Source organism: Winogradskyella sp. ABM4_392 (assembly GCF_056160445.1).
Genome location: NZ_JBSWXE010000001.1, coordinates 442,185 through 454,536, shown reverse-complemented (window position 1 = coordinate 454,536; position 12,352 = coordinate 442,185). Strand labels below are relative to the sequence as shown.

The following is a 12,352-nucleotide window of genomic DNA, read 5'->3' as shown; positions in this document are numbered from 1 at the left end:
TAGGTTTGTAACTGCAATATAAACATTGTTTTTTACTTTATATTATGGTTTTTACACAGTTTATCGACGCTTAATTGTTATTTTTTGTTGTTATAAAGCATCAGAAATCAATTATATTTGCAGACTTAATGTCGCTTTAGAAAAAGAGAAATGAAGAATATTCGCAATTTTTGCATCATTGCACATATAGACCACGGTAAAAGTACACTTGCTGACCGTTTATTAGATTTTACAGGTTCTGTAACTGATAGAGAAAAGCAAGATCAGCTACTAGACAACATGGATTTAGAACGTGAACGTGGTATTACCATAAAATCTCATGCCATCCAAATGGAATACACTTATAAAGGTGAGCAATATATTCTTAACCTTATTGACACACCTGGTCACGTAGATTTTTCATACGAAGTTTCTCGTTCTATTGCGGCATGCGAAGGTGCTTTACTTATTGTTGATGCTGCGCAAAGTATACAGGCACAGACCATTTCTAATTTATATTTAGCTTTAGAAAATGACTTGGAAATCATTCCTATATTGAATAAAATAGATTTACCAAGTGCAAATCCAGAAGAGGTAACAGACGATATTGTAGATTTATTAGGCTGCGATCCCTCTGAGGTTATTCCTGCAAGTGGAAAAACAGGACTTGGTGTAGAAAATATTTTAGAAGCAATTATTGAGCGAATTCCTGCGCCACAAGGTAATCCAGACGAACCTTTACAAGCTCTTATTTTTGATTCAGTTTATAATCCTTTTAGAGGTGTAGAAACATATTTTAGGGTTATTAATGGTTCCATTAAAAAAGGACAAAATATTAAGTTCATAAACACTGGTAAAAACTATTTTGCTGATGAGGTGGGAACTTTAAAGCTAACCCAAGTAAAAAAGCAAGAAATAAAAGCTGGTGATGTTGGTTATTTGATAACGGGAATTAAAGATGCTCGTGAAGTAAAGGTAGGTGATACCATTACTGATGCTAAGGAGCCCACTAAAAATGCAATTTCTGGTTTTGAGGACGTAAAACCTATGGTTTTTGCCGGTATTTATCCTGTAGATACAGAAGATTATGAAGAGCTACGTGCCTCTATGGAAAAACTTCAGCTTAACGATGCTTCTTTGGTGTTTGCGCCAGAGAGTTCTGCTGCTTTAGGTTTTGGATTCCGTTGTGGTTTCCTTGGTATGCTTCATTTAGAAATTATCCAAGAGCGTCTAGAGCGTGAGTTTGACATGACAGTAATTACTACGGTGCCAAACGTAAGTTACCATGCTTTTACTAATAAAAATCCTGATGAAATTGTTATTGTAAACAATCCTTCAGATTTACCAGAACCTTCAACTTTAAATCGTGTGGAGGAGCCATATATCAAAGCTACAATAATTACTAAAGCTGACTTTGTTGGTCCTGTAATGAGTCTTTGTATAGAAAAACGCGGTCAAATTACTAATCAAACGTATTTAACTACTGAACGTGTTGAGTTGAGTTTTGATATGCCTTTAGCTGAAATTGTATTCGATTTTTACGACCGTTTAAAAACTGTGTCTAAAGGTTATGCTTCTTTTGATTATTCGCCAATTGGTATGCGCGCTTCAAAACTTGTAAGAGTAGATATCTTATTAAACGCACAAACCGTTGATGCACTTTCTGCTTTAGTACATGCCGACAATGCCTATACTATTGGTAAAAAAATGACTGAAAAACTAAAAGAGCTTATACCAAGACAACAGTTTGATATTCCTGTTCAGGCTGCGATTGGCGCTAAAATTATTGCGCGTGAAACAATCAAAGCACTTCGTAAAGATGTTACGGCAAAATGTTATGGTGGTGATATTTCGCGTAAACGTAAACTTTTGGAGAAGCAGAAAAAAGGTAAAAAACGTATGCGCCAAGTGGGTAATGTAGAAATACCTCAACAGGCTTTTATGGCTGTTTTAAAATTGAATGATTAACTTAATTCCTTTGAAAAAAGGAATCTCTTTTAAGCTCTATCTCTCAACATAGGCTAAGATTCCTGCCTTCGCAGGAATGAAACAGCAAGCGTTCATGGCTATTTTAAAGCTAAATGACTAATCTGTAATTCCCTTACCAAGATACACCAATAGACTTTTAGCGTCAATCTCTTTTTCTACATCATCATCGATAGAAGGGATAATGTGTATTTCTCCTTTGTTAGTTTTAAGAAATAAAGGAATTTGATCTTTATCAGATTTAATTGTCTCTAAAATAGTGTGGTATGAATCTAAATCTTTTACTGCAACTTCGTGTATTTCTGGATACTCTTCTGTAACCTCCATAAGATTATTGAAGTCATCTGACAATGTAAATACACCATCTTCTGGTGAAATGGAGCTATTCTCTAATTCAGCCTTAGACGCCAATCTAAATGAGCCGTTCTCACCAAACTGAGCACCAAATTTTTCTACTGCATAACGGTTAATGTCTGCATTTCCTGTTAATGCCAATAAATAGCCGATATCATTGAACTCCACATTGTCTTGTAATGTTTCTGAATAAATGTTTTCCGTATGTGCTTCAATACCCATTGCCTGGGCTTCATTTACATTATTTTGGTTACTGTCTACCAAAACAACATGTCTTCCATTATCTATCAAATACTGAGCAACAATACGAGATACTCTAGATGCTCCTATGATTAAAATACCTTCAGATTTAGATAAAAATACTCCTGAAACTCTTGCAAACAAACGCGCCGTAGTTGCATTTAGTAATACTGTTCCCAATACAATCATAAATACCAAAGGAGTGATGTATTCTGCTCCAACAACATCTTCTGCCCTAAGTTTACTTCCAAAAAGAGAGGCAATACCAGCAGCAACAATACCTCTTGGGCCAACCCAACTAATAAACATTTTTTCATTAGTTCTTAGTGTTGATCCTTGAGCGCTTATGAAAACTGCCAGCGGTCTTATTACTAAAACCACAGCTAAGAAAAGAGCTAAAGTTTCCCACCTGTATAATAACATTAAGTCTTGATAATTGATATTTGCAGCTAGGAGTATAAATAAGATAGAAATCAACAATACGCTCAAAGATTCCTTAAAGTACAGTAACTCTTTAATATTGTCTAGTTTACTGTTTCCTATTACCATTCCCATAACCACAACAGCTAATAAACCAGACTCGTGTGCAAATATTTCAGATTCTATAAATACCAAAAGCACAACCGACAGGGAAACCACATTAAGAAGGTAATGCGGAATGAATTTTTTGTTAATAGCAAACACTAAAGCATGGGCAAAAGTAAACCCAAATGTTGTTCCGAATAGAATAATTTTACCAAACTCTACCAATGCGGTTTTTGTAAAACCAACTTCACCTCCAACAAAAATAAACTCAAACACCAATACAGCAACTAATGCGCCTATAGGATCTATAAGTATCCCTTCCCACTTTAAAACTGTAGAGACATCGCGTTTTAAAGGAATATTTCTTAGAATTGGTGTAATTACAGTTGGTCCAGTAACAATGATTAATCCAGAAAACAAGAAGCATAAATCCCAACTGAGGCCAAATAAATAGTGAGCCAAGACCGCAGCACCAAAGAACGTAACTGCAGCACCTACCGTAATCAACTTGGTTATAACAGGCCCAACATTTCTTATTTCGCTTCGTTTTAGTGTTAAACCACCTTCAAAAAGAATAATACTAATGGCCAATGACACAAAATAGAATAATCCTTCGCCAGGAAATAAGCCCTTCTTCTGTTCCTCATTCCAAATAGGTTCAATCCATTTTGTTCCATCTTCGTTTATAAATTCAGCAGCAATAGGTCCAACTAAAAGACCAATAAGTATTAATGGTAAAATAGCTGGAATTTTAAACTTCCAAGCAACCCATTGTGCTAAAATTCCAAGAATAATAATACCAGCTAACTCAACCATAGTGTTGTTTTTAAAATCATTTCGAAAATAGCCTTTTTTTTATAACCGTAAAAATCCTAATAAATTCAAAAGGTTATTCTCTTTTACAAGCTAATTTGGTAAATTGCGAGACTATGAAATTATATCCTATAAACGCTGGTAATTTTAAACTAGATGGAGGTGCTATGTTTGGTGTAGTGCCAAAATCGCTTTGGCAACGCACCAATCCTGCTGACAACAACAATATGATTGATATTGCGGCACGCTGTTTGTTAATTGAAGATGGTAATCGGTTGATATTGATAGACACAGGAATGGGAAATAAACAAAGTGATAAGTTTTATGGTTACTATTATCTTTGGGGAGATGACACTCTAGATAAATCATTAGCTAAACATGGTTTTCATAGAGACGATATTACAGATGTGTTTATGACACACCTACATTTTGACCATTGTGGAGGCAGTATTCAATGGAATAAAGAGCGGACAGGTTATGAGCCTGCTTTCAAAAATGCATATTTTTGGAGCAATGCTGATCATTGGAAATGGGCAACAGAACCCAACAGAAGAGAAAAGGCTTCGTTTTTAAAAGAAAATATTTTACCAATGGAAGACTGTGGGCAATTAAAGTTTACGGCATTGTCAAAAGATGAAATTTTGAAAAACTCTGCTTTGGGTTTCGACATTTTCTTTGCAGATGGTCACACAGATAAGCAAATGATTCCTATGATAAATTACAAAGGAAAAACCATTTGTTTTATGGCAGATTTATTACCTACTGCTGGGCATTTGCCATTGCCTTTTGTAATGGGTTATGACACAAGACCATTGCTAACCTTAGATGAAAAAGAGCTGTTTTTAAATATGGCAGCAGATGAAAACTATTACCTTTTTTTAGAGCACGATGCACATAACGAAATTATTACCGTAAAGCATACGGAAAAAGGTGTAAGACTTAACGAAAATTATACTTGTAAAGAAATATTTAATTAAAACTAAACATCAACAAATGAAATTTAACATTAGACCATTAGCGTACCTATTTGTTTCTTCAGCACTATTTATGGGTTGTGGTGGTACAGCAGATATTTTATCTACACCTGTAGAAAATATTGATACTTCTCCACTGAAAGTTACTGAGTTAACTGAAGCTGAAAAGAAAAATTGGGGACATCTAGATTTAGAAAGGGATACCATTCCTGGCATGGCCGTAGATAGAGCCTATGACGAAATAATTAAAGGCAAAAAGGGTAAGAAAGTAATCGTTGCCGTAATTGATTCTGGTATAGATATAGATCATGAAGACTTAGATGATGTTATCTGGACCAACAAAGGTGAAGTACCAAACAATGGAAAAGATGACGATAAAAATGGTTACATTGATGATGTTCATGGTTGGAATTTCCTAGGTGATGCCTACGACGAGCAATTGGAATATGTACGTATGATTGCTGCCAAAGACACTTCAAACCCAAGATATGATGAGGCTGTAGCACTACAAGCATCAGAATACGAATTATGGACTGGTCGTAAAACACAATACGATCAAATTTACCAAAGAGTAGTTTCTGCTGATGAAACATTAGCTAAGGCTACAGGCAAAAAAGATTACACAAAAGAAGATGTTAACGCAATAGACTCTCAAGATGAAGCTGTACAACAAGCAAAAGGCATGGCTCAGTACATGTACAGCAACGGTTTAGAGTCTATGGCAGATGCTAAAAAAGAAATTAAAAACGCTTTAGAATCTATTAATGAGCGTTTAAACTATAATTTAAACATCAATTTCTCCGGTAGGACAACTAAAGATGATATCAATGATTTATCAGACGTTGGTTATGGAAATGGAAACGTAAAGCATGTAAAAAAATCGGAATCTCATGGTACACACGTTGCAGGTATCATTGCGGCTGAGCGTAACAATGGTTTAGGTGCAAATGGAGTGGCTAATAATGTTGAGATAATGGCATTACGCGTAGTGCCTAATGGAGATGAGTACGACAAAGATGTTGCTTTATCTATTCGCTATGCAGTAGACAATGGTGCAAAGGTTATTAATGGAAGTTTTGGTAAGTCATTTTCCCCTCATAGTAAGTGGGTAAGAGACGCTATTAAGTATGCAGCAGATAATGATGTGGTTTTTGTACACGCAGCTGGTAATGACAGTAATAATATCGATGTAGAACCTAATTTCCCAGATGATAATGTAAATTTTGTGGAAGTAGCAGATAACTACATTAGAGTAGGTTCTTTAACGCAAAACTACGGTTCTAAAATGGTTTCTGGTTTTTCTAACTATGGAAAGAAAAATGTAGATGTATTTGCACCTGGTTCTTCTGTTTATTCTACTACACCAGAAAACGAATATGACTTTAAAGGAGGTACATCTATGGCAGCACCAGGTGTTGCTGGTATTGCCGCTTTAATTCGTTCGCAATATCCTAAACTAACAGCTTCTCAAGTAAAGCAAGTTATTTTAGATTCTGGTTTACCTTTAACAACTAAAGTTGTTGTAGGTGGAGATGCTAACAACGTAAAACCTTTTGCAGATTTATCTAAATCAGGAAAAATTGCTAATGCATACAATGCATTAATCATGGCTTCAAAAATAAAATAAACCCCTTGGAAACTTTTAATGGGTAACTATTCTGGTTTGAAAATTAGAATAGTTACCTTTTAATTTTTAAAATCATTTTGTAATGAAAAAATTGCTTCTAAACCTAACTGTTTTTGCTCTGTTCCTTTCTTGTGGTGCAACCGAAAATCCTATTAAAAACACTTCTAAAACTAGTGAAAGCACCTCATCTCATGGATACTGGCAACAACACGTAGACTATGCAATGGACATTAATATGGACGTTGAGACCTTTCAATATAAGGGCAAGCAAAAGCTAGTTTACACAAACAACTCACCAGATGTACTCAATCGTGTATATTACCATTTGTACTTTAACGCGTTTCAGCCAGGAAGTGAAATGGATGTTAGGTCTAGAACCATAGCTGATCCAGATCCTAGAGTTGGTGATAGAATAAGTAAACTTCAACCTAACGAAATAGGTTATATAAAAGTAAACTCTCTTAAACAAAATGGTAAAGACATCGCTCACGAAACTGTAGGTACAGTGCTTGAGGTGAAACTTAGTCAACCGATTCAACCAGGCGAAAGTGTAACGTTTGATATGGATTTTGACGGCCAGGTACCCTTACAAATTCGTCGTTCTGGTAGAAATAATAAAGAAGGGGTTGCACTGTCTATGACGCAGTGGTATCCTAAATTAGCAGAATATGATGATGAAGGTTGGCACGCAGATCCTTACATAGGTAGAGAGTTTCATGGTGTTTGGGGAGATTTTGATGTAAAATTAACCATAGACAAAGATTACGTCGTTGGTGGTACGGGTTACATTCAAAGTGAAACGAAAGCTAAAAAAGGCAAGAAAACTGTTCATTTTAAAGCGCCAAAAGTTCATGATTTTACTTGGGCAGCAGACCCAGATTTTATTCACGATACGTTTGAAATGGAAAATGGGCCAACGCTACATTTTTACTACAAAAAGGATTTAGAGCCTAAGTACATAGAAAACTGGAAAAAACTTCAACCAGATACTGCAAAATTAATGACTTATTTTAGTGAAAATATAGGTCAGTACCCTTACGATCAGTATTCTGTAATACAAGGAGGAGATGGTGGTATGGAGTATGCTATGTGTACATTAATTACTGGTAGAAGATCTTACGGAAGTTTACTTGGTGTAACTGCGCATGAGCTTGCACATACATGGTTTCAGTTTTTACTGGCAACCAACGAAGCTAAGCACGAGTGGATGGACGAAGGTTTTACCAGCTATATTTCTACTTTAGCAGAAAATGAATTCGGATCTAGTAAAAGTGATAATCCCTTAAGCGGATCTTACAGAGGTTATATTGGACTTGCTAACTCTGGTTATGAGCAACCGATGACAACTCACGCTGACCGTTACGCCTATAATCAAGTATATGGAAGAGTGGCATATAGTAAAGGAGCTGTGTTTATTGCACAATTGGGTTATGTTATTGGAGAAGAAAACCTAAAGAAGACTATAAAAAAGTACTTCGAAGATTTTTCATTTAAGCACCCTAAGCCAATGGACTTTGTACGTACTGCAGAACGTGTTACAGATTTTGAGTTAGACTGGTATCTTATCGATTTTGCTCAAACTACAAATACGGTAGACTACGGAGTTAAATCTGTTGAAGGCAATACAATTACGTTAGAGCGCATTGGTTTAATGCCAATGCCAATAGACCTTTCTGTTACATACACAGATGGTTCTACTGAAGAATTTTACATTCCGCTACAAATGATGCGTGGCGAAAAACCAACCTCAGCAACTATAATAAGTGACTGGGCTTGGGCGATGCCTACTTGTTCATTTAATACAAAGAAAACCGTTAAATCTGTTGAAATTGATGCTTCACAAATGATGGCAGATGTTAATCGTGAAAACAACACTTACTCAGCTGAATAACATATGATTGTATTTTTTGGTTTAAGGTCTGCGCGCATTGAGTCTCGCAAAGTAAATGCTAATACAACTTGCGAACATTGTAATAGTGAAAACTCATTTGTTGCAAGTGTATATGGAAACTATTTTCACATATTTTGGATACCTGTTTTTTCTACTGGGAAGGCTATTGTGGTAGAGTGCAATCACTGTAAAAAAACATATCATTTACAAGATTTATCTCCAGATAATCAAAAAGCAATTCAAAATTCTTTTGTTGAAAACCCTCCAAAAAAAGCCAGATGGCTTAATTTGGGTTGTTTCGTTATTCTGGCTTTTGTGATTTTTATTATTTGCATGGTAATTTATGCAAAAATCTATTCGAGTTTTAATGACGATTATGATGAAGAATACGATACTGATTATCCTGCTTATGAAGAGACAAAAACCGAAGATGCAACAGATGATTATGAATATGTTATAGAGGCACCAGATCCTACTTGGATAAAAGCCTTAAAAAAAGACCTTCTAGAATCAGAACTTTATCCTACAAAAGAAACTGAACCTATAAGTTACGCGCTACAGCAATGCTTAGATACTGAGGCTCTAAAATTAGGTAAAGAGGATGTTGGCTATTACTACAGAATTGAAGATGATGAAATTCTAATACTTCTTCAGCCTTGGAACTTAAGTAAACTAACTGCCCAAGAAAAAAATGCTTTTTATAAAAAAGTTGATAATTGTTTAGACGACGTATTGAAAAACGAAAACTATAAACGCTATATAGGTGTTTACGATCAATATGAATTAAAAATGCAAAAGACACCAAAAGGTATGGTAAAAGATAGTACTGCGAAAAGCTCAGAATTACTTAAAGAGTTTTATGATAAAAATTAACCATTATAACTGCTTTTAGTACCATTTTTCGTTCTTATACATGGCCTTTTTAGCTACGCGCTCTCTGTTATATAATAAGAGGTGATTTTCATCTATTTGCTTGTTTCTGTATCCAAACAGATGAAATATAGATTTTGCTAAAAATCGTGTGACTTTTAGATTGGCTTTTAGGATTCCCTTTTGCTTATCATGCCAGGTAATACCAGGTAAAAAAGTTAATACATGATCTGCTTTTACTATTCTTAGAAGTTCTGATAATTTTAAAAAGAATTTTGGTATTGTTTTAATAATAAAGAATCCATCCTTTCCAGACTTTTGATATAGTGGCATAAAGAGTTTTGCTGAATAATTTGAGTAAATATCTTGACCATCGGAACTAGCTAAAATGGTTCCTTTTTTTATAGATTGAAAGCTTTCAAATCCTTGATGCATCATAAAGTTTTCCTCTGGCTCAATATGGTATTTATAAACAACTTCAAAAATAGAGTCTATAGATTTTGAAGCGCATTCTAATTCATTTTTATACACATTTATCTTATCGCTTTCAGGATTAAGTAAGTTGTTGGTGTGATTCAAAACTAAATAAACAAACGCCTCACAGCTCTTTACAGCTTGTGGATCTGTATGTTGTCCAGATTCAAAACCAAGAGACACATAGCCAAGCGTGTTTAAATAACTTAAAAGTGGTCCCTCTAAATATTCTTCAATACCAAGTACTACAGGTATATTAAAACAGGATGAAAATTTACGATTGATTAGAGCGTCATTAATGGTTATAAACGGCAAGGTTTTGCTAGATGTGGTGTGTAGGTCAATAAAATAAATTGGATTATCTGTGGAAGCTAAAACACCTTTTATAAACTTGAATAAATCTATTTGCTCTTGGAGCTCGTTTTCAGGATTCTTTTCTGCTTCTAGGCGCTCAAGTTGTTTAGTTGTCCACAATCTGTTTAGGTCTAAGTCTATGAATCGCTTGTTGGCTTTAAGCGCTCTTATATTGCCGTAAACACCAAATATTTCTCCTCTGATAAAATTTTTATTCAGATTTGGAATAACAGCATTTAGTGCGCTAACTCCGGCAAATTCATTACCATGAATACCAGCAAAAAATACAACTGTTGCTCCTGGCTGTTTTCCTTTTATATGATGAAAAATGCGGTTTGAAGCTTCCAATGTTTTGATATGTTCTTGTAGGTTAACGTTCATGCTTCAAAAATCACTAGATGTTATAATACCAAGTAGCTCCTTATTTCTAATTACAGGCAAACAATTAATTTTATGTTTTTGCATTAAATCTTTTGCTTTATTTAATGGCGCTTCTTGAGTTATGGTTATTAAGTCAGTAGTCATCACATCCTTAACCCTTAAGTCTAAATCTTTGTCGCCAAGTTTTATTAAATCCGTCCAGGTTAATAATCCTGTGAGCTCTTTTTTCTTGTTTATTACTGGTATATGGTGAATATTTTTCCATTGCATTATGCTACTTACCAACTCTAAACTATCATTTTGGTCTACAAGTAGCATTTTGGTATTCATGTTGTGTTTTACGATTCTGCTGACATCAATTTTTAAATTATCGTCAGGATTAAAGATATCCCATTTATCAACTGTTTTCTCATCAAACTGATGTTTATACATATATGCTGTTATATTCTGAAGCGCTTCAAAATTAGTTTTCGTTTTTTGAAGATTTCTGTAGTTATCTACCATCCATTGTGCACCTGTATGTGATTTTGCTCTAGCTTCAATTACAGATAAATATTTTGAAATATCGTCGGAAGAAATATTTGCTTTCTCTAAGCCTTTTATGGCCATTGGTAAAAGCTCGTTTAAAATAAGTTCTTGGGAAGAAATGAGTTTGTTATTCCACTTAAATTGTGTTTCCATGCCATTGCGAGCCGCTTTAAAGAAGTTGTTTTTAACGTCTTTAAAATCCATCTTTTCGTGAATTTTATTATACGCTTCTGATTGACCTAGCATTAAGCCAACCCAAAACACCATATTGGCAATCTCATCCGTTAGTGTTGGTCCTGCCGGAATATAGCGACACTCTATCCTAAGATGTGGTTTTCCACCACCTACTCCATAACAAACTCGATTCCATTTATATACGGTCCCGTTATGCAACTGTAGCGCTCTAAGTTTTGGTATCTCTCCTTGTTCTAATTTTTCTAAACTATCATCGTGCTCATCTGAGGTTAGCAAACTTCTAAACCGCGAAATATGATCTCTAAAAATATCTGTTACAGTGCCTCTTTCCCAATCGGCACCAAAACTAACGCGCGACTCTTTCTCGTGATGTATAAATGAATTTCTCCTAGTATCAATACTTTGTGTAAACAAGGCAATGCGTGTTTCAGCCCATAACTCTCTACCAAAAAGAATAGGCGAATTTGTACATATACTGAGTACTGGTCCCGCTATAGCTTGTGCCCAATTATACTTATCTACAAACTCATCTGGGTGAATTTGTAAATGGGTTTGAAAACTTGTATTACAAGCCTCTAACATTACACAATCATGAATTAAATTAAGCTCATCAACACCTTTTATGTGAATATTAAAATGTTCGCGTCTAGAAGATTTTAACGAATTATTTAATACGTGATATCTAGGTCTATCCGTCATGTAGTTTTCACCGATATGCTTCAATCTTAAGGTTGGTAAAATACCTGTTAATACAACTTTAGAGTTACTTGCTTTAGCACCCTTTTTTGCTTTAATGAGTAAATCTTCAAGCTGTTGTTGTAGAAGTGAAAAACAATTTTCTTTTAGCAGTAAAGGGTCTGAGTTAATTTCGAGATTGTATTTTCCTATTTCTGTAGTAAAGTGATTGTCGTTAATAGCTTCTAAAACTTCAATATTATTATTGTTGGGAAAAAATTGGTTATTTGTAATACAAAATTCTTGTTCTGCACCAATTCTAATAGGTTCTTTCTCAATCAAATCTTGTTTTAGCATTATATCTAAAGCCTCTAAATCTCTTATAAGATGCCGAATATATAATGCTTTATCCTTGGGGCTTTTAAGTTGTTTTACGTCTAAACGTCCCATAATTATAAAGCTTCATTTGATTAGTATCTTGTAAGT

General features: G+C 34.7%; 8 protein-coding genes. 5 read left to right on the top strand and 3 right to left on the bottom strand.

All coding sequences use genetic code 11. The annotated features are described in order from the left end of the window. The first annotated feature begins 150 nt into the window (after window positions 1–150). Window positions 151–1,947 carry a translation elongation factor 4 gene (gene lepA / locus ACXAFS_RS01900; RefSeq protein WP_475304935.1) on the top strand — a complete coding sequence of 599 codons (1,797 nt, stop codon included), beginning with the start codon at window positions 151–153 and terminating at the stop codon, window positions 1,945–1,947. A 117-nt stretch (window positions 1,948–2,064) separates the two neighbouring features. Here lepA and ACXAFS_RS01895 read toward each other — a convergent pair whose 3' ends face one another. Then, on the bottom strand, window positions 2,065–3,900 hold the full coding sequence (locus tag ACXAFS_RS01895; RefSeq protein WP_475304933.1) for a cation:proton antiporter: 1,836 nt from the start codon (window positions 3,898–3,900) through the stop codon (window positions 2,065–2,067). 113 nt (window positions 3,901–4,013) lie between these two features. Here ACXAFS_RS01895 and ACXAFS_RS01890 point away from each other — a divergent pair, with 113 nt between their 5' ends. The 4 genes from ACXAFS_RS01890 (at window position 4,014) to ACXAFS_RS01875 (ending at window position 9,262) form a co-directional block, all read left to right on the top strand. Next, window positions 4,014–4,874, top strand: a complete 861-nt coding sequence (locus tag ACXAFS_RS01890; protein ID WP_475304931.1) for an MBL fold metallo-hydrolase — start codon at window positions 4,014–4,016, stop codon at window positions 4,872–4,874. Between the two features lie 16 nt (window positions 4,875–4,890). After that, entirely contained in the window at window positions 4,891–6,498 is a 1,608-nt protein-coding gene (locus ACXAFS_RS01885) for a S8 family peptidase (protein WP_475304930.1), read from the top strand. 82 nt (window positions 6,499–6,580) lie between these two features. Then, a complete protein-coding gene (locus ACXAFS_RS01880) occupies window positions 6,581–8,389 on the top strand; it encodes a M1 family metallopeptidase (RefSeq protein ID WP_475304928.1) in 1,809 nt (602 codons plus the stop codon). Window positions 8,390–8,392: 3 nt separating this feature from the next. Continuing rightward, entirely contained in the window at window positions 8,393–9,262 is an 870-nt protein-coding gene (locus ACXAFS_RS01875; protein WP_475304927.1) for a zinc-ribbon domain-containing protein, read from the top strand. A gap of 15 nt (window positions 9,263–9,277) precedes the next feature. Here ACXAFS_RS01875 and ACXAFS_RS01870 read toward each other — a convergent pair whose 3' ends face one another. After that, window positions 9,278–10,468, bottom strand: a complete 1,191-nt coding sequence (locus tag ACXAFS_RS01870) for a succinylglutamate desuccinylase/aspartoacylase family protein (RefSeq protein WP_475304926.1) — start codon at window positions 10,466–10,468, stop codon at window positions 9,278–9,280. 3 nt (window positions 10,469–10,471) lie between these two features. Next, complete coding sequence (locus ACXAFS_RS01865) at window positions 10,472–12,316, bottom strand: glutamate-cysteine ligase family protein (RefSeq protein ID WP_475304924.1); 1,845 nt, start codon at window positions 12,314–12,316, stop codon at window positions 10,472–10,474. Window positions 12,317–12,352: the final 36 nt, after the last annotated feature.

Bases quoted from the DNA above. Each gene is read 5' to 3' on its own strand.
- lepA (WP_475304935.1), top strand. From the start codon at position 151: ATGAAGAATATTCGCAATTTTTGCATCATTGCACATATAGACCACGGT.
- ACXAFS_RS01895 (WP_475304933.1), bottom strand. From the start codon at position 3,900: ATGGTTGAGTTAGCTGGTATTATTATTCTTGGAATTTTAGCACAATGG.
- ACXAFS_RS01890 (WP_475304931.1), top strand. From the start codon at position 4,014: ATGAAATTATATCCTATAAACGCTGGTAATTTTAAACTAGATGGAGGT.
- ACXAFS_RS01885 (WP_475304930.1), top strand. From the start codon at position 4,891: ATGAAATTTAACATTAGACCATTAGCGTACCTATTTGTTTCTTCAGCA.
- ACXAFS_RS01880 (WP_475304928.1), top strand. From the start codon at position 6,581: ATGAAAAAATTGCTTCTAAACCTAACTGTTTTTGCTCTGTTCCTTTCT.
- ACXAFS_RS01875 (WP_475304927.1), top strand. From the start codon at position 8,393: ATGATTGTATTTTTTGGTTTAAGGTCTGCGCGCATTGAGTCTCGCAAA.
- ACXAFS_RS01870 (WP_475304926.1), bottom strand. From the start codon at position 10,468: ATGAACGTTAACCTACAAGAACATATCAAAACATTGGAAGCTTCAAAC.
- ACXAFS_RS01865 (WP_475304924.1), bottom strand. From the start codon at position 12,316: ATGGGACGTTTAGACGTAAAACAACTTAAAAGCCCCAAGGATAAAGCA.